This is a genomic window from Streptomyces sp. NPDC046465 (assembly GCF_040646035.1).
Taxonomy (GTDB): domain Bacteria; phylum Actinomycetota; class Actinomycetes; order Streptomycetales; family Streptomycetaceae; genus Streptomyces.
Genome location: NZ_JBEYZK010000012.1, coordinates 284,195 through 301,610, shown reverse-complemented (window position 1 = coordinate 301,610; position 17,416 = coordinate 284,195). Strand labels below are relative to the sequence as shown.

The 17,416-nt window shown below is 71.8% G+C and carries 14 protein-coding genes; 4 read left to right on the top strand and 10 right to left on the bottom strand.

The features are described from left to right. Positions 1-603: 603 nt before the first annotated feature. Entirely contained in the window at positions 604-1,614 is a 1,011-nt protein-coding gene (gene trpS / locus ABZ953_RS20955) for a tryptophan--tRNA ligase (RefSeq protein ID WP_361725875.1), read from the top strand. Positions 1,615-1,676: 62 nt separating this feature from the next. On the opposite strand, the gene proC is transcribed toward trpS, so the two are convergent. The 4 genes from proC to ABZ953_RS20935 all read right to left on the bottom strand — a co-directional run bounded on the left by proC (position 1,677) and on the right by ABZ953_RS20935 (position 4,862). After that, complete coding sequence (gene proC, locus ABZ953_RS20950; protein ID WP_361725872.1) at positions 1,677-2,498, bottom strand: pyrroline-5-carboxylate reductase; 822 nt, start codon at positions 2,496-2,498, stop codon at positions 1,677-1,679. Positions 2,499-2,576: 78 nt separating this feature from the next. Beyond that, positions 2,577-3,314, bottom strand: a complete 738-nt coding sequence (locus tag ABZ953_RS20945) for an ABC transporter permease (RefSeq protein ID WP_361725869.1) — start codon at positions 3,312-3,314, stop codon at positions 2,577-2,579. Continuing rightward, a complete protein-coding gene (locus ABZ953_RS20940) occupies positions 3,311-4,198 on the bottom strand; it encodes an ABC transporter ATP-binding protein (RefSeq protein ID WP_361725866.1) in 888 nt (295 codons plus the stop codon). The genes ABZ953_RS20945 and ABZ953_RS20940 overlap by 4 nt, the downstream gene beginning before the upstream one ends. Positions 4,199-4,418: 220 nt before the next feature. Beyond that, on the bottom strand, positions 4,419-4,862 hold the full coding sequence (locus ABZ953_RS20935) for an EamA/RhaT family transporter (RefSeq protein ID WP_361725927.1): 444 nt from the start codon (positions 4,860-4,862) through the stop codon (positions 4,419-4,421). 330 nt (positions 4,863-5,192) lie between these two features. Between ABZ953_RS20935 and ABZ953_RS20930 the strand changes: the two genes are divergently transcribed. Further along, complete coding sequence (locus ABZ953_RS20930) at positions 5,193-7,496, top strand: protein kinase (protein WP_361725863.1); 2,304 nt, start codon at positions 5,193-5,195, stop codon at positions 7,494-7,496. A 188-nt stretch (positions 7,497-7,684) separates the two neighbouring features. Here the strand turns inward: ABZ953_RS20930 and ABZ953_RS20925 are convergent, their stop codons facing one another. From ABZ953_RS20925 to ABZ953_RS20905, 5 genes are all read right to left on the bottom strand, one after another. After that, the gene (locus ABZ953_RS20925; RefSeq protein ID WP_361725925.1) at positions 7,685-7,957 is read right to left on the bottom strand and encodes an SH3 domain-containing protein; all 273 of its coding nucleotides are present in this window, start codon (positions 7,955-7,957) and stop codon (positions 7,685-7,687) included. Between the two features lie 172 nt (positions 7,958-8,129). Then, positions 8,130-9,983: a dihydroxy-acid dehydratase gene (gene ilvD, locus ABZ953_RS20920; protein WP_361725860.1), complete on the bottom strand. Its 1,854-nt coding sequence runs from the start codon at positions 9,981-9,983 to the stop codon at positions 8,130-8,132. 194 nt (positions 9,984-10,177) lie between these two features. Then, a complete protein-coding gene (locus tag ABZ953_RS20915; protein ID WP_361725857.1) occupies positions 10,178-10,810 on the bottom strand; it encodes a TetR family transcriptional regulator in 633 nt (210 codons plus the stop codon). After that, positions 10,807-11,631: a sugar phosphate isomerase/epimerase gene (locus ABZ953_RS20910; RefSeq protein ID WP_361725854.1), complete on the bottom strand. Its 825-nt coding sequence runs from the start codon at positions 11,629-11,631 to the stop codon at positions 10,807-10,809. Before ABZ953_RS20910 ends, ABZ953_RS20915 begins: the two co-directional genes overlap by 4 nt. Before the next feature lie 158 nt (positions 11,632-11,789). Beyond that, entirely contained in the window at positions 11,790-12,722 is a 933-nt protein-coding gene (locus tag ABZ953_RS20905) for a Ppx/GppA phosphatase family protein (RefSeq protein ID WP_361725851.1), read from the bottom strand. 71 nt (positions 12,723-12,793) lie between these two features. Between ABZ953_RS20905 and ABZ953_RS20900 the strand changes: the two genes are divergently transcribed. After that, positions 12,794-13,813: a hypothetical protein gene (locus ABZ953_RS20900; protein WP_361725848.1), complete on the top strand. Its 1,020-nt coding sequence runs from the start codon at positions 12,794-12,796 to the stop codon at positions 13,811-13,813. A 71-nt stretch (positions 13,814-13,884) separates the two neighbouring features. Here the strand turns inward: ABZ953_RS20900 and ABZ953_RS20895 are convergent, their stop codons facing one another. Beyond that, positions 13,885-15,684, bottom strand: coding sequence for a hypothetical protein (locus ABZ953_RS20895; RefSeq protein ID WP_361725845.1), 1,800 nt, complete (start codon positions 15,682-15,684; stop codon positions 13,885-13,887). Between the two features lie 224 nt (positions 15,685-15,908). Between ABZ953_RS20895 and radA the strand changes: the two genes are divergently transcribed. Continuing rightward, on the top strand, positions 15,909-17,318 hold the full coding sequence (radA, locus tag ABZ953_RS20890) for a DNA repair protein RadA (protein WP_361725842.1): 1,410 nt from the start codon (positions 15,909-15,911) through the stop codon (positions 17,316-17,318). Positions 17,319-17,416: the final 98 nt, after the last annotated feature.

Genomic DNA, 17,416 nt, shown 5'->3' with positions numbered 1-17,416 from the left:
CTATCAGACTCTTTCGTGTCCGACTTCCTCGGTGCCTTTCCGGTTCCCGCTCCGGCCTTTCGGCTTTCGCGTTTCCCTTTCCGGCGGTTCCGACTCTATCAGATCCTTTCGGGCCTGACTCCCAGTCGAAGTGGGGTTGTCTTCGCGGCTGTTGGGCCGTTCCGACGAGTGAGACTTTAGCGGAATCCTGGCTCCCGACCTAATCGGGGGCGTCCTTTCGAACGCCGATTCCTCATTTCGCAAATACGCATGAAGACAAACCGAAGGCGAGTCCCAGAAGGGCGCACGACGTCGATCGCTTGAATGGTTCTTGCGGAATGGCTGCCCGGGGACCGACCAAGTGGTCGACGCTCACGTCGGGCAACTCGGAGAACACTACGTAGCAGCCCCAGGCGTGTCAACCCCAGGACGGCGCCCCCTGGGGGGTCTACTCTGGAGGACGTGACTACACGTGCGTACGCCCAACTGTGGTGGGCCGCCTGAGGGCGGCCGTACATACGCATGTACTCAACGGCCGCCGCCTCGGCGGCCGTTTCTGTTTCTCCCCCTGGAGGACCTGGAGCCCGGCGGCCGGGCCGGTGGTCCTGACCAGAAGGCGGAGAGATGACGAGGATCTTCAGCGGGGTCAAGCCGACGGGGCATCTGACCTTGGGCAACTATCTGGGAGCCATCCGGCAGTGGGCTGAGGTCGATCAGTACCGGTCCGATGCCCTGTTCTGCATCGTCGATCTGCACGCCCTGACCGTGGAGCACGATCCGGGGCGGGTGCGCAGGCTCAGTCGGCAGGCGGCGACGCTGCTGCTCGCGTCCGGGATCGATCCGGAGCGGGCCACCGTCTTCGCCCAGAGTCATGTGGACGAGCACGCCCGGCTCTCGTATCTCCTCGAGTGCGTCGCGACGGACGGCGAGATGCGCCGGATGATCCAGTACAAGGAGAAGTCCGTCCTTGAGCAGGCGCGGGGCGGGAGTGTTCGGCTGTCGCTCCTCACCTATCCCGTGCTGATGGCGGCGGACATCCTGGCGTACGACGCCGACGAGGTGCCGGTCGGGGAGGACCAGACCCAGCACGTCGAGCTGACGCGGGACCTGGCGGTGCGGTTCAACCAGCGCTACGGACAGACGTTCGTGGTGCCGCGGGCCACGCCGCCCAAGGTGGCGGCGCGGGTCATGGACCTGCAGGACCCGACGTCGAAGATGGGCAAGTCCCACGAGGCCGGGGCCGGGATCATCTATCTGCTCGACGAGCCGGAGGTCGCGCGCAAGAAGATCCTGCGGGCCGTCACGGACAGCGGGTCCGAAGTCGCGTTCGACCGCGCTGCCAAGCCGGGGGTATCGAACCTGCTGGAGATCCTCGCGGCTTGCCAAGGTGGGAACCCGGAAGCCTTGAGCGGTGCCTACGACTCGTACGGCGCACTGAAGAAGGACACCGCCGAGGCCGTGGTGGAGCTGCTCAGGCCCGTGCAGGAGCGGCACAAGGAGCTGGTGGCGGACCCCGCGTACCTGGATGAGGTGCTGCGGCGGGGAGCGGAGCGGGCCAGAGGGATGGCCAAGCCGACGGTGGACGGCGCCTATCGGGCGATCGGGCTGCTGCCGCCGGTAGGGGACATGCGGTAGGCCGCCCTCTCCATGCCGCCCCCTCCATGCCGGTCCCGGCATGGAGGGGGCCGGTAGGCGTGTCAGCTGTTGCCGGAGGCCAGTTCGCGGCTGCGGTCGCGGGCCGCTTCGAGGGCCGCGATGAGGGCCGCGCGCACGCCGTGGTTCTCCAGTTCACGGATCGCGTTGATCGTCGTGCCCGCGGGGGACGTGACGTTCTCGCGGAGCTTCACCGGGTGCTCGCCGCTGTCGCGGAGCATGACGGACGCGCCGATCGCCGCCTGGACGATCAGGTCGTGGGCCTTGTCGCGGGGCAGGCCGAGGAGGATGCCCGCGTCCGTCATGGCCTCGACGAGGAAGTAGAAGTACGCGGGGCCCGATCCTGACAGGGCCGTGCAGGCGTCCTGCTGGGTCTCGGGGACGCGGAGCGTCTTGCCGACGGCGCCGAAGATGGCCTCCGCGTGGGCCAGCGCGTCGCCCGAGGCGTGGCTGCCCGCGGAGATGACGGACATTCCCTCGTCGACCAGGACAGGCGTGTTCGGCATGACGCGGACGACCGGCGTGCGCTCGGGCAGGCGCTCTTCGATGAAGGCGGTGGTGATGCCTGCGGCGGCGCTGATGACCACGCGGTCGGGGGTGACATGCGGGGCGAGTTCGTCGAGCAGCTTCGCCATGTCCTGCGGCTTGCAGGCGAGGATCAGGGTGTCGGCCTGCTTGGCGGCGTCGGCGTTGCTGACGGGAGTGACGCCGTAGCGGGTGCGGAGTTCGTCGGCTCGTTCCTGGCGGCGGGTGGTCACCAGGAGGTCCGTGGCCGCCCAGCCGCCGCGGATCATGCCGCTGAGCAGGGCTTCACCGATCTTTCCGGTGCCGAGTACGGCGACTTTCTGGCTCGTGTTGCTGCTCATGAACGGGGGCCTCCGGGGTTGCGTCGTCCGAGGGCCATCCTCGCATTGGGGAGCGGGCTCGCCTGGGGAGCGGGTGGGTCAGGCCGTGCGGCGGCGCAGGGTGGCGGCGCCGAGGCCCAGGACAAGGACGGCGCAGGCGGCGACGATGACGGCGTCGCGGAGGAAGTCGCCGGTGACCTCCGTGTGGTGGAGGACTTCGTTCATGCCGTCGACCGCGTACGACATGGGGAGGACGTCGGAGATCCACTCCAGGACCGGCTGCATCCGGTCGCGGGGCGTGAACAGTCCGCAGAGCAGGAGCTGGGGGAAGATCACCGCGGGCATGAACTGGACGGCCTGGAACTCGGAGGCGGCGAAGGCCGAGACGAAGAGACCGAGCGCGGTGCCGAGGAGGGCGTCGAGCAGGGCGACCAGGAGCAGCAGCCAGGCGGAGCCGGTGACGTCCAGGCCGAGGGCCCACAGGGCGAGTCCCGTGGCGAGGGCCGACTGGACGACGGCCACGGCTCCGAAGGCGAGGGCGTACCCGGCGATGAGGTCGCCCTTGCCGAGGGGCATGGCGAGGAGGCGTTCGAGGGTTCCGGAGGTGCGCTCGCGGAGGGTGGCGATCGAGGTCACCAGGAACATCGTGATGAGCGGGAAGATCCCGAGGAGTGCGGCGCCGATGGAGTCGAAGGTCTGCGGGCTGCCGTCGAACACGTAGCGCAGGAGGAGCAGCATCACGCACGGGACCAGGATCATCAGCGCGATGGAGCGCACGTCGTGGCGGAGCTGGAGCAGGACGCGGGCGGCGGTGGCGAGGGTGCGGTAGGCGTTCATCGGGGGCTGCTCCCTGGCGGGGCCGGGCGGTCGGCGTCGGCGTGGGTGACGGTGGGGGTGCTGGTGAGGGTGGGGGTGTCCGTGGCGGCCGCTTCGTCCACGAGGTGGAGGAAGGCCGCTTCGACCGTTTCGGAGTGGGTGCGGGTGCGCAGGGCGTCGGGGGTGTCGTCCGCGAGGAGCTCGCCCTCGCGCATGAGGAGGAGGCGGTGGCAGCGCTCCGCCTCGTCCATGACGTGGGAGGAGACGAGGAGCGTGGCGCCGCGGTCGGTGGCGATGGCGTGGAAGAGGTTCCACAGGTCGCGGCGGAGGACGGGGTCGAGGCCGACGGTCGGTTCGTCGAGGACGAGGAGTTCGGGGGTGCCCAGGAGGGCGACTCCGAGGGAGACGCGGCTGCGCTGGCCGCCGGAGAGGTTGCCGGCCAGGGAGTCGGCGTGCGAGGTGAGGGCGACGTCGTCGAGTACGCGGGTGACGTGGGCGTGGCGGCGCTCGGCGGCGCCCCGGCCCGGGTCGAGGACGGCCGCGAAGTAGTCGAGGTTCTGGCGGACGGTCAGGTCGTCGTAGACGGACGGATTCTGGGTGACGTATCCGATGCGGGAGCGGAGGGCGGGGGCTCCGGCGGGGTGGTCGAGGACCCGCAGGACGCCGGTGACCTTGGCCTGGGTGCCGACGATCGCGCGCATGAGCGTGGACTTGCCGCAGCCGGAGGGGCCGAGGAGGCCGGTGATCTGGCCGCGGGGGACGGTGAAGTCGAGGCCGCGCAGGACGGTGCGGGGGCCTCGGACGGCGGTCAGGTTCTCGGCCAGGACGGCCGGGCTCGCGGCGGGGCCGGTGGGGCGGGGCGCCGAAACCTCGGGGGTGGTTGCCGGACTCCGTTTATTCACCATGTGATGAATAATCCTCCCGCCGACGGGGCCCGTCAAGGCGGACACACGCCAATCAGGCGGCCCCGGCATGGGATGCACCGGTCCCACCGGACCCCCCGAGGTCGCTGTCCTCGACCGTCCCGCGGTCATGGCCCCGCGGGGCGGCGGTGACTCGGGGCGGTGGCGCGGCTCGGCGGTGGCGCGGGGCGGCGGTGGCGCGGGGCGGCGGTGGCGCGGCGCCTCAGCGCTTCCGCTTGTTCTTGCGGGAGGGGTTGCCCGTGCGGCGTGCCGTGCGCTTCTCGTACTGTTCGCAGGCCGCCTCGTACTCCTCACGGTGCAGCTTCTCGCCCGGGGCCTCCTTCAGGGAGCGGAGGAAGTAGGCGAGGAGACTGCCGACGAAGCCGATCGTCATCAGACCGCGCGTCGAGGCCTGCGAGGCCGCGTCGTGGCGGCGGGAGAAGCCGTCCCAGGCGCGGCGGAACGCGATGGCGCTGCAGATCGCGAACATCACCACGACGAGCAGGTTCACGAACTGGCCCACTGCCGCGATGGCCAGGCCCTCGTAGGCGAAGCGCAGGACGAAGCAGCCGACGACCGCCGCGAGCAGCGAGCCGACGGCGACGCCGGCGCGGCGAACGCCGTAGCCGCCGTCGTGGGCGACCCACGTCGTGCCGAAGAAGCGGATGGGCTCGGGCTGCGGGCCGGGGGCGGTGCCGGACGGAGCGGAGGCGTCCGCCGTACCGGAAGGGTCCGCCGGGCCGGAAGGGTCCGCCGGGCCGGAAGGGCCGGTGGGGTCGGAAGGGCCGGTGGGGTCGGCCGTGTCGGTGGAGGGGCCTTGGGTGCCGGGTTCGTCGCTCACCGTTTGATTATCGCCTGCCGTGCCCGACGGCCCGCGAAACGCGGGCGCGCCCTTTTCGTCCCCCTCCTTGCCAGGCCATACCGCCCGGCGACTAGTTTGGACGGCGGAAGACGTGACGTAATAGGGGTACTGGGGTACACGGGGAGGCCGGTGAGCATGACGCTCCGCGGAGGAGACCCGGAGGAGATCGGCGGTTATCCGCTGGAGGCGCGCCTCGGTTCGGGCGGCATGGGCACGGTGTACCTGGCGCGCACGGCGTCGGGGCGGCCCGTCGCGATCAAGCTGATCCACCGGCAGTTCGCGGACGACGAGGAGTTCCGGATCCGCTTCCGGCAGGAGGTGGCGGCGGCCCGCCGGGTCAGCGGCGCCTTCACCGCGGCCGTGATCGACGCCGACCCCGAGGCCGAGCACCCCTGGATGGCCACGGCGTTCATCGAGGGGCACACCCTCGCCCAGCACATCGCCAAGATGGGCCCCATCGGCGGCGCCGAGCTGCGCACGCTGGCCATCGGCCTGACGGAGGCGCTGCGCGACATCCACCGCGTCGGTGTCGTGCACCGGGACCTCAAGCCGTCCAACGTGGTCCTCTCTCCCGAGGGCCCGCGCGTCATCGACTTCGGGATCTCGCGCGCGGCGGACCAGCAGACGCTGACGATGACGGGGCGGGTGATCGGTACGCCGCCGTTCATGTCCCCGGAGCAGTTGCAGGCGCCGCGCGGGGTCGGGCCGCGCTCCGACGTGTTCTCGCTGGGCACGCTGCTGGTCTACGCGGCGACGGGGCAGGGACCCTTCGACGCGGACAGTCCGTACATGACGGCCTACCAAGTGGTGCACGAGCCGCCGTCGTTGGGGCAGGTGCCTGAGGCGCTGCGCGCGGTGGTCGAGCCGTGTCTCACCAAGGACCCGGACGTGCGGCCCTCGGCGGACGAACTCCTCGTACAACTACGGGATCTGCCCTACGACCTGGGGGGTACGGCGGGGCCCGCCGTCGGGCCGCGCAGCATCCGCGAGATGGACACGCAGCACCATCTGGCTACGGACGATCACACTCCGGTGCCCGCCGCCGTGTCGGCGCCTTCCGATTCCGGTTCCCCTTCCCCTTCCCCTTCCGGTTCCGGTTCTCCTTCCGGTTCCGGTTCTCCTATCGGTTCCGGGACCTTGATCGGTGCGCGGCTGCGTCGGCGCTGGCGGCCGGTGCTTGCGGCCGCCGTCGCTGTGGCCGCGATCGGCGGCGGCGTCGCGGTGGTACGGGCCGGTGGCTCGGACGGTCCTGGCGGCGCCGACGACAAGGGCCGCGACATCGCGGCGGCCGGGGCGCGGCTGCCGGGCGGTTTCGAGCCGTGGCGCAAGACCGTGGCGGGCGGGCGGCCGGACATCCCGGACGAGCTGCGCTGCGTGGCGCGCGGTGACGCGCTGTTCTGCGGGGGCGGCAGCGTCGTCGCGGCCCGGCTCAGGCTCTCCGACGGCTCCCGCGTCTGGACGGAGAAAAGCCCCGGCGTCCCGATGCAGGGCATGCACCTGGTGGGCGTGACCGGTGACACCGTGCTCGGCTACCGCATCGGGGCCGAGGGATCGCCGCAGGAGGGCGCCACCGAAGTGGTCGCCCTCGACGCGGACAAGGGCGAGGAGCTGTGGTCGGTGCCGTCCGGCGCACAGTCCACGGCGGTGACGGGACGTACGCAGGACGCCGTGGTGATCGACTCGACCGTCGTCACCGTCGACGCGTCGAACAGCCGCTTCGAGGCCCGGCGGGCGCACAGCGGCGGGGTGGCCTGGAAGCAGCCGTTCCCCTCGGGTACGCAGTGTGCCCCGGTTCCCGCGGGCGCCCGCCTGTACGCGATGTGCGCGCCACGCGCCGAGGTGTCCGACGACTCGGTGCGTCACCCTTCCCTGCACGTGGTCGACCTCGCCTCCGGGCGGCTCGGCAAGGCCGTCCCCGTCAAGGGTCCCGCCATGCCGGTCGGCACCGCCGACGACGACCTCGTACTCCTGCACCAGCGCCGGGAAGGGTACGAGTCGGTGGGGTACGACGGGGTGACGCGGGTGGACCCGGACGCGCACGAGGTCACGTACTCCCGGCTGCCGAAGACGTACGACGGGACGCCCGGCCTTGCCGACGGCACCGTTTTCGTGAGCGGGCAGACCGGGCTCGTCTCGGCGTTCGACCCGGCGACGGGCCGGAAGAAGTGGTCGCGGCAGACCGGCGTGGAAGGCGTGTCGGGGCCGGTGGGCGGGGACGGCGACGGGACGCTGTACCTCAGCTCGGCCAGCGGCCGGGTCGTCTCGCTCTCCTCGCGCAAGGGCGAGCTCCTCGGGACGACGTTGCCGCGCGCCGAGGGCCTGGCGGGCGAGACGAACGCCAGCCCGCGCGTGACCGTCACGGGCAGCGTGGTGGTCGTGACGGCCGCCCGGAACACCGTGTTCGCCTACGACGCGACGAAGCCGCCGAAGTCCGGCTGAACACCGGCCTACAGCCTCCGGCCTCCAACCTCCAGCCTCCGGCGCCCTCGCCTTGACCTGTGTGGGACCGCCGGGAGCGCCGTTCGGCTTCTTCGGCCGGGCGGCTGGGCTGCCGGGCGGTGGCCGACCTGATCCAGCGCCAGCGTGCGGTCCGGCGTCAGCGTGCGATCTAGCGTGACGGTCGGGTCTCAGCAGCGCGGCGCCACGTACCCGTCGCTGCCCGTACGGACGTACGTGTCCGAGATGTAGCGGCCGCTGCCGATCCGGTCCCAGAGCTTCGACGTGCCGGTCGGGCCCGTGACCGTCTCGCCGGGCTTCTGGCAGGCGATGGAGACGCGGGTACCGGCGCGCAGGCGGCCGACCTTGTCGTACGAAGTGCCGGGGCCCGAGCGGACGTTGACGTCCGCGGCGATCGGGTAGGTCCTGGCGGCCAGGGCCTCGACGGCCTGGCCCGCCGTCATGGCTCCTGCGACCGTCAAGGGCTCATCGGCGACTTCGGGTGTTTCGGGTGTGATGACGTTCTCGCTCACGGTGCTCTCCCCCGTACACAGCACACAGCGGCGCGGACGCGCCTTGGCGTGTTCCTCACACCAAGGACGCGCCCGCGCCCCAAAAGGTTTCGGGTCTCAGCTCTCAGCCGAGCAGCGACACGTCCCGGACCGCACCCTTGTCGGCGCTCGTCGCCATCGCCGCGTACGCGCGCAGGGCGGCGGAGACCTTGCGCTCGCGGGCCTTGGGTGCGTAGACGCCGCCGAGGGCCTCCTTGCGGGCGGCCAGCTCATCCTCGGGGACGAGGAGTTCGATCGAGCGGGCCGGGATGTCGATGCGGATCCGGTCGCCGTCCTCGACCAGCGCGATCGTGCCGCCGGACGCGGCCTCGGGCGAGGCGTGGCCGATCGACAGACCCGACGTACCGCCGGAGAAGCGGCCGTCGGTGACCAGGGCGCAGGCCTTGCCGAGACCGCGGCCCTTCAGGAAGGAGGTGGGGTAGAGCATCTCCTGCATGCCGGGGCCGCCCTTGGGGCCTTCGTAGCGGATGACCACCACGTCCCCTTCCTTGACGACCTTGTTGAGGATCTTCTCGACGGCCTCTTCCTGCGAGTCGCAGACGACCGCGGGGCCCTCGAAGGTCCAGATCGACTCGTCGACGCCCGCGGTCTTCACCACGCAGCCGTCCTCGGCGATGTTGCCCTTGAGGACGCCGAGGCCGCCGTCCTTGGAGTAGGCGTGGGCGACGTCGCGGATGCAGCCGTTCGCGGCGTCGGTGTCGAGGGTGTCCCAGCGCTCGGACTGCGAGAACGCCTCGGCGGAGCGGCGGCAGCCGGGGGCCGCGTGCCACAGCTCGACGGCTTCCTGCGAGGTGGAGCCGGAGCGGATGTCCCAGGCGCCCAGCCACTCCTTGATGGAGGGCGAGTGGACGGTGTGCACGTCCTCGTTGAGGAGGCCGCCGCGGTACAGCTCGCCGAGGAGCGCGGGGATGCCGCCCGCGCGGTGCACGTCCTCCATGTAGTACGTCGTCGTGGGCGCGGCGTTCGGCGCGACCTTGGCCAGGCACGGGACGCGGCGCGAGACGGCGTCGATGTCGCCCAGGTCGTAGTCGACCTCGGCCTCACGGGCCGCGGCGAGCAGGTGCAGGATCGTGTTCGTCGAGCCGCCCATGGCGATGTCGAGGGCCATGGCGTTCTCGAAGGCGGCGTGGGTGGCGATGTTGCGCGGCAGGACGGAGGCGTCGTCGCCGTCGTAGTAGCGCTTGGTGATGTCGACCACCGTCTGGCCCGCGCGCTCGTACAGCTCCTTGCGGGCGGTGTGGGTGGCGAGCACCGAACCGTTGCCCGGCAGGGAGAGGCCGATGGCCTCGGTCAGGCAGTTCATCGAGTTGGCGGTGAACATGCCGGAACAGGAGCCGCAGGTCGGGCAGGCGTTCTCCTCGATACGGAGGATGTCCTCGTCGGAGACGCTCTCGTCGACCGCGTCACTGATCGCGTTGACCAGGTCGAGCTTGCGGACCGTGCCGTCGACCAGGGTGGCCTTGCCGGCCTCCATCGGGCCGCCGGAGACGAAGACCGTCGGGATGTTGAGGCGGAGCGCCGCCATCAGCATGCCGGGGGTGATCTTGTCGCAGTTGGAGATGCAGATCAGGGCGTCGGCGCAGTGCGCCTCCACCATGTACTCCACCGAGTCCGCGATCAGGTCGCGGGAGGGCAGGGAGTACAGCATTCCGCCGTGGCCCATCGCGATGCCGTCGTCCACGGCGATCGTGTTGAACTCGCGGGGGATGCCACCCGCCGCGCTGATCGCGTCGGAGACGATGCGGCCGACGGGCTGCAGGTGGGTGTGGCCGGGCACGAACTCCGTGAAGGAGTTGGCCACGGCGATGATCGGCTTCCGCCCGATGTCGGCCCCGGGTACACCGGAGGCGCGCATAAGGGCGCGGGCGCCCGCCATGTTGCGGCCGTGGGTGACAGTGCGGGACCTGAGCTCGGGCATCGTCGCTCGCTCCTTCAGGAAATCGGCGATCTACGGAGAGATAGGACTGCTGTCGAGCGTACGCCGCCGCTCCAGGATCTGGACAGGCTGTCCGAATGGCGGGACGACTGTCTCGGTGAGCGATCGTGGTTCGGCACCCCTCGGGCACCCCTCGGCCACCCCTCCGGCGCCCTCTACGGAGTGTGCGACTGGCCTCACGGCCCCGTCAGATGCCCCTGCACCACCGGAGCCACCCGCGCCACGATCTGCTCCGCGTCCGCCGACGCCAGCGGCTCGACCTTGATCACGTACCGCAGCATGGCGATGCCCACGAGCTGCGCGGCGGCGAGCTCGGCCCGCAGTTCCGCGTCCGGCAGGTCCAGGCGGCCTGCGATGCGCCCGAGGAGCTGGGTGGCGATGAGGCGGCGGAAGACCGCGGCGGCCGTGTCGTTGTTCATCGCGGAGCGCACGATGGCGAGCAGCGGGGCGCGCGTCGCGGGGTTCTCCCAGACGCCGAAGACGAAGCGGGTCAAGCGCTCGCCGACCCCGTCGAGCGGGCCCTCCTCGATCGCGGCGGGCGCCTCCAGGGCAGGCGCGAAGGCGACCGTGATGGCCGCCTCGAAAACCTGCTCCTTCGTACCGAAGTAGTGGTGTACGAGGGCCGGGTCGACCCCGGCGGCCTTGGCGATGCCGCGTACGGACGACTTCTCGTAGCCGCGTTCGGAGAACTCCTCGCGGGCCGCCCGGAGGATCTGGTCGCGGGTCGCGGGCGCGGTCTCCGACTGTGTACGGGACGGGCGTCCGCGGCGGCGCGGCGCGGTGGCCTCCGGCTGCGCGCCGCGCGTCATGAGCGGGGCACCTGCACGGCCGACGCCAGGTGCAGCCGCGTGTAGGCGAGCGCCTCCGCGAGGTCGGCCTCGCGTTCCGCGCTGGACATCGCGCGCCGGGTGTTGACCTCGATGACGACGTGCCCGTCGAAGCCGGTGGTCGCCAGGCGCTCCAGGAGCTCGGCGCACGGCTGGGTGCCGCGGCCGGGGACGAGGTGCTCGTCCTTGGCCGAGCCCTTGCCGTCGGCGAGGTGGACGTGGCCGAGCCGGTCGCCCATGCGCTCGACCATCTCCATCGCGTCCGTGCGGGCGGTCGCGGTGTGCGAGAGGTCGACGGTGAAGTGGCGGTAGTCGTCCTTGGTGACGTCCCAGTCGGGGGCGTACGCGAGCATCTCGCGGTCGCGGTAGCGCCAGGGGTACATGTTCTCCACCGCGAACCGGACGTCCGTCTCGTCGGCCATCCGCCAGATTCCGTCGACGAAGTCGCGCGCGTACTGCCGCTGCCAGCGGAAGGGCGGGTGCACGACGACGGTGGAGGCGTCCAGCTTCTCGGCGGCGGCCTTCGCGCGCTGCAACTTGATCCAGGGGTCCGTGGACCAGACGCGCTGCGTGATGAGGAGGCAGGGCGCGTGGACGGCGAGGATCGGGATCTGGTGGTAGTCGCTCAGCCTGCGCAGGGCCTCGATGTCCTGGCTGACCGGGTCGGTCCAGACCATGACCTCGACGCCGTCGTACCCCAGGCGCGCGGCGATCTCGAAGGCCGTCGCCGTCGACTCCGGATAGACCGAGGCCGTCGACAGGGCGACCTTCGCATCCGGGATGCGCACCACTGGTTCTGCCACGAAGGACAGCGTACGGGCCCGGTCCGGGCGCCGGGGAGGTGGCCTCGTACCGCCCTGGTCGGGGACCGTTCCGGCGTTCAGGGTGGGGGCCGCGTCATCCTCCCCGGGGCGGATGCCCCCCGGGTCGGCCGGATCAGCACGCATGTGGCCGCCCTCGCTCACGGCGCCGGAAGGTGGTCGAGCCTGCGCAGGATCACGCCCTCGCGCAGCGCCCACGGGCAGATCTCCACGGTCTCGACTCCGAAGAGGTCCATCGCGCCCTCCGCGACGAGCGCCCCCGCGAGCAGCTGGCCCGCCCGTCCTTCGGAGACGCCGGGCAGCTCCGAGCGCTCCGCCGTGGTCATCGCGGCGAGCTGCGGCACCCAGTCCTCCAGGGACCTCCGCTTCAGCTCGCGCTGTACGTAGAGGCCCTCCGCCGAACGGGCGGCCCCGGCGAGGCGGGCGAGCTGCTTGAACGTCTTCGACGTCGCCACGATGTGGTCGGGGGCGCCGAAGCGGGCGAACTCCCCCACCGTGCGAGCGATCTGGGCGCGCACGTGGCGCCGCAGCGCCTTCACGTCGGAGGCGTCCGGCGGGTCGGTCCGCAGCCAGGCGGCGGTGAGGCGCCCCGCGCCGAGCGGCAGGCTGGCCGCGGCGTCCGGTTCCTCGTCGAGGCCGTACGCGATCTCAAGGGAGCCGCCGCCGATGTCGAGGACGAGCAGCTTGCCCGCGGACCAGCCGAACCAGCGCCGGGCGGCCAGGAAGGTCAGCCGGGCCTCCTCCTCGCCGGACAGGACCTGCAGGTCGACGCCGGTCTCGTCCTTGACGCGGGCGAGCACCGCGTCGGCGTTGCTCGCCTCACGCACGGCGGACGTGGCGAACGGCAGCACTTCCTCCACGCCCTTGTCCTCGGCGGCCTCCATCGCCTCGCGGACGACGGCCACCAGGCGGTCGACGCCCTCGGGGCCGATCGCCCCAGCCGGGTCGAGGAGTTGAGCCAGGCGCAGGTCGGCCTTGTGCGAGTGTGCGGGCAGCGGGCGCGCACCGGGATGGGCGTCGACCACGAGCAGATGCACCGTGTTCGACCCCACGTCGAGGACACCGAGTCTCATGTACGGAACGCTACGCCGCGTGGCGCGTTCGGCTGGCCCCGGGCGGTCGGCCGCCCGCATACCCTGGAGACGTGCCAAAGACGAAAAAGGCGAAGACCGACAAATCGAAGTCGGGGAAGCCGTCGACCAAGCAGGCCGCGTCGGAGAAGCCGACGAAGCAGGGAAAGCCGGAAAAGGTGGAGAAGCCGGGAAAGTCCGGGAAACCGGCCAAGATTCCCACGTCGGGTTCCAAGTCGGGTTCCAAGTCGGGTTCCAAGTCGGGTTCCAAGTCGGGTCCCAAGTCGGGTCCCACGTCGGGCAGGGCCGGCAAGCCGGAGCCGGACGAGAAGGGTCTTGACTTCGCCCGCGCCTGGGTGGAGTTCCCTGATCCCGCGGACGACGAGCAGGTCTTCCGCTGCGATCTGACATGGCTGACCTCTCGGTGGAACTGCATCTTCGGAAGCGGCTGCCAGGGCATCCAGGCGGGCCGTGCCGACGACGGCTGCTGCACCCTGGGCGCCCATTTCTCGGACGAGGACGACGAGAAGCGGGTCGCCGGGTACGTCGAGCGGCTGACGCCCGACATCTGGCAGAACCACGACGTGGGCCGGGAGACCGGCTGGGTCGCCACGGACGAGGACGGCGACCGCCAGACCCGTCCGTACAACGGCTCGTGCATCTTCCAGAACCGCCCCGGGTTCGCGGGCGGCGCAGGCTGTTCGCTGCACATCCTGGCGCTCAAGGAGGACCGCGAGCCGCTGGAGACCAAGCCGGACGTCTGCTGGCAGCTGCCGGTACGGCGGACGTACGACTGGATCGACCGGCCCGACGACACGCGCATCCTGCAGGTGTCGATCGGTGAGTACGACCGGCGGGGTTGGGGTCCCGGCGGCCACGACCTGCACTGGTGGTGCACGTCGGCGACGTCGGCGCACGGCGCGGGCGACCCGGTGTACGTGTCCTACGGCCCGGAGCTGAAGGAATTGATGGGCAAGGAGGGGTACGACCGGCTCGTGGAGCTGTGCGAGGAGCGGCTCGCCTCCCAGTTGCCGATGCTGGCGCCGCATCCGGCGGATCCCGTGGGTGCGGGAGGTTCTGCGGGCTCCAGGTGAGCCGTTCGCGGTGAGCCGTTCGCGGTGAGCCGGGTGCCCGGGGGGCCAGGGCCGGTGGGCAGGCGCGGTACTCAGCTCGGGCTCGGCCCGCCGCCGTCGCTCGGCGGCGATGAGTTTCCCGGATCCGAGGGCGTGGGCGTCGGGTCCGTGGGCGTCGGCGTGGGATCGGGGTCGGAAGGCCCCGGGTCCGAAGGGCCGGGGTCCGAGGGGCCCGGGTCGGACGGGTGGGGGTGGGACGGGCCCGGATCCGTGGGCTTCGGCCTGGGTCCCGGTCCGGGGCCGGGGCCGGGTTTGCCCGGGGGGCGTCCGCTTCCGTACCCGTCGATCGAGATGAGCGCTCCGGAGGGAGCGATGGAGACCCGTGCCCTCCAGTGTCCCGCCGGCTCGCGGGTGTGGTCGACGTACACCTGGATGGTGACCGACTCGCCCGGCGCGAGCGTCCCCGAGGAACGGCTCAGATAGAGCCAGTACGCGCCCTCGCTCGCCGACCAGTGGACCGGTGAGCTGCCGGACGCCGTCAGCGTGATGAGTGTGGTGTCGCCGCTGGGCTGCGCCTCCACCGTGAGGCGCCCCGGTCCGGTCGACGAACGGGACGACGACCCGCCGCTGATGACCTCTACGGAGACGTCGGGTGAGCGGCTGCCCGCGGTGAAGCGGGGCTCGGGGCCCTTGCGGGCGTTGCCCGCGTTCTCGTAGCTGTCCCGCGCGCGGTCGCTGCCGAGGCCCCCGGCGCCGTCCTCGCTCGCGGTGACGGAACGGCCGTCGTGGCCCTCGCCGGTGAGCGGCGCCCCTCGGTAGGCGGCCCAGAGCGCGAGCACCGGAGCGGCCACCACGGTGGCGACGACCGTCGTCGTGACGACGCGCGCGCGCAAGCGGTCGCGGCGGGCGGCGTGGTCCTTGGGGTCCATCGGGAAGCCACGCCGGTCGTAGCGCGGACCGCCGCCCCGCGCGCGCGGGAGGTGCGCCATCGCCCCGTGGAGGGCGGCCCGCGGCGCCGCGACGACGGGAAGCGCGGCCGGGCTGACCGCCGTGCCCGGCCAGGCGCTCGAACCGGCGCGCTCGGCGGTACGGCGGCAGCGCGGGCAGTCGTCGACGTGCCGGACGAGCTCGCGGCGCAGGGCGGTGCCGAGCAGCAACTGGTTGTCGCCGGTGATGCGGGCCACGATGGGGCAGCTGCCGGTCTCCACGACGGCGAGCGCGGCGCGGGTGCGCTCCACCTCGCAGGCGGCGGAGGCGAGCAGGCTGCGGGCCTTGGTGAGGTCCATGCCGAGCACGGCGGCTACCTCGGCCGGGGTGAGCTGGTGGCGCACGGCGAGTTCGAGGGCCTCGCGCTGCTCGGGGGTGGTCCCTGCGGCCTCCGGCCAGGCCAGCCGCGCCAGTTCACGGTGCCGCTGCCGCGCGGTCTCCTCCGACTCTTCGGGGGTGGGGGTGGGGGCGGGGGTCGGGGTGGGGGTGGCAGTGGGGCTATGGGTGGAGCTGTGGGTGGGGCTGGGGCTGGGGTCGGCCGGGGTGGGCGGTTTCACCGAGCCCTGCGCGTGGCGGCCCTCCCCGCCGCGTTTGGCCGCGGCCAGGCGGCGCAGGCAGACCCAGCGGGCGAGGGCGTAGAGCCAGGCCTTGAGGTCGGCTTCGGCTTCGGGGCCGCGGGCCCCCCGGCGATCGGCGAGGTGCAGTGCGTCCCCCAGGGCCGCGGTCGCCGCGTCGTGATCGCAGAGCACGGACAGGCAGTACGTGAACAGGCCGTCCAGGAACGGCTCGTGGCGCGCGGGCGGCGCGGTCCGGGGCGCCGGGCGGGGCACCACGCGCTTGCGCGCGTCTCGGTGCGCCCGGTGTGCGCCGGTTGCGTTCGCGGAAGTTTCCGGCCTGCTGCTCATCACCCGTGCGAAGTTATGCGGATGATGCAGGTCCCTTCTTCCCTCTTGAGCACATTTAATCCTTACGGGTGAACAGATCCCTCAAAAGGGGACAGGAACTCCTGATTCCGTGGACTGACTCCGTGGACTGATTCCGTGAACTGGTCCCATGGTGAGGTGGCCGAGGTGTGGGCTGAACCGGGTGCCGGGCCGCGTTGTCAGTGGGCTCGGCTACGGTTCCGACCATGGCTGCCCGTACGAAATCCACCAAGGACCGGCCGTCCTACCGCTGCACCGAGTGCGGTTGGCAGACGGCCAAGTGGCTCGGCCGCTGCCCCGAGTGCCAGGCCTGGGGGACGGTCGAGGAGTACGGCGCGCCCGCGGTCCGCACCACCGCCCCCGGCCGGGTCACCTCGTCCGCCGTGCCCATCGGCGAAGTCGACGTCCGCCGGGCCACCGCGCGCTCCACCCGCGTGCCCGAGCTGGACCGGGTGCTCGGCGGCGGCCTCGTCCCCGGCGCCGTGGTGCTCCTCGCGGGCGAACCGGGCGTGGGCAAGTCCACCCTCCTCCTCGACGTCGCTGCCAAGGCGGCGAGCGAGGAGCACCGCACGCTCTATGTGACCGGCGAGGAGTCGGCGAGCCAGGTCCGGCTGCGCGCCGACCGCATCGGCGCGATCGACGACCACCTGTACCTGGCGGCGGAGACCGACCTGTCCGCCGTCCTCGGCCACTTGGACGCCATCAAGCCCTCGCTCCTCGTCCTCGACTCCGTCCAGACCGTCGCCTCGCCCGAGATCGACGGCGCGCCCGGCGGCATGGCACAGGTCCGTGAGGTCGCCGGAGCGCTGATCCGCGCCTCCAAGGAGCGCGGCATGGCCACCCTCCTGGTCGGCCACGTCACCAAGGACGGCGCCATCGCGGGCCCCCGCCTCCTGGAGCATCTCGTCGACGTGGTCCTGCAGTTCGAGGGCGACCGGCACGCGCGCCTGCGCCTCGTCCGCGGCGTCAAGAACCGGTACGGGACGACGGACGAGGTCGGCTGCTTCGAACTGCACGACGAAGGCATCACCGGACTCGCCGACCCCAGCGGCCTCTTCCTCACCCGCCGCGCCGAGCCCGTTCCCGGCACCTGTCTGACCGTCACCCTGGAAGGCCGCCGCCCCCTGGTCGCCGAGGTCCAGGCGCTCACCGTCGACTCGCAGATCCCGAGCCCCCGGCGCACCACCTCCGGCCTGGAGACCTCCCGCGTCTCGATGATGCTGGCCGTCCTGGAGCAGCGCGGCCGGATCACGGCCCTCGGCAAGCGCGACATCTACAGCGCGACGGTCGGCGGCGTGAAGCTGACGGAGCCGGCCGCCGACCTCGCCGTGGCCCTCGCGCTGGCCAGCGCGGCGAGCGACACCCCGCTGCCGAAGAATCTCGTGGCGATCGGCGAAGTGGGCCTGGCGGGCGAGGTCAGAAGGGTCACCGGCGTCCAGCGCAGACTGGCCGAAGCGCACCGGCTCGGCTTCACCCACGCCCTCGTACCGGCCGACCCCGGCAAGGTCCCCGCCGGTATGAAGGTCATCGAAGTCGCCGACATGGGGGACGCCCTGCGTGTCCTTCCGGCATCCCGTCGCCGAGAGGCCCCACGAGAGGAGGAAGAGCGCCGGTAGACTTTGCCCTGGTCTCGCCCATCCGTACGAAGCTCCCTGTGAATCCGTAGGAAGCCGCGTACGAAGCAAGGTGGCGGCAGAGGCTTGGACAACCTGCG

Excerpts from the sequence above, each read along its gene's own strand:
- trpS (WP_361725875.1), top strand. The coding sequence starts at position 604 with ATGACGAGGATCTTCAGCGGGGTCAAGCCGACGGGGCATCTGACCTTG.
- proC (WP_361725872.1), bottom strand. The coding sequence starts at position 2,498 with ATGAGCAGCAACACGAGCCAGAAAGTCGCCGTACTCGGCACCGGAAAG.
- ABZ953_RS20945 (WP_361725869.1), bottom strand. The coding sequence starts at position 3,314 with ATGAACGCCTACCGCACCCTCGCCACCGCCGCCCGCGTCCTGCTCCAG.
- ABZ953_RS20940 (WP_361725866.1), bottom strand. The coding sequence starts at position 4,198 with ATGGTGAATAAACGGAGTCCGGCAACCACCCCCGAGGTTTCGGCGCCC.
- ABZ953_RS20930 (WP_361725863.1), top strand. The coding sequence starts at position 5,193 with ATGACGCTCCGCGGAGGAGACCCGGAGGAGATCGGCGGTTATCCGCTG.
- ABZ953_RS20925 (WP_361725925.1), bottom strand. The coding sequence starts at position 7,957 with ATGACGGCGGGCCAGGCCGTCGAGGCCCTGGCCGCCAGGACCTACCCG.
- ilvD (WP_361725860.1), bottom strand. The coding sequence starts at position 9,983 with ATGCCCGAGCTCAGGTCCCGCACTGTCACCCACGGCCGCAACATGGCG.
- ABZ953_RS20915 (WP_361725857.1), bottom strand. The coding sequence starts at position 10,810 with ATGACGCGCGGCGCGCAGCCGGAGGCCACCGCGCCGCGCCGCCGCGGA.
- ABZ953_RS20905 (WP_361725851.1), bottom strand. The coding sequence starts at position 12,722 with ATGAGACTCGGTGTCCTCGACGTGGGGTCGAACACGGTGCATCTGCTC.
- ABZ953_RS20895 (WP_361725845.1), bottom strand. The coding sequence starts at position 15,684 with ATGAGCAGCAGGCCGGAAACTTCCGCGAACGCAACCGGCGCACACCGG.
- radA (WP_361725842.1), top strand. The coding sequence starts at position 15,909 with ATGGCTGCCCGTACGAAATCCACCAAGGACCGGCCGTCCTACCGCTGC.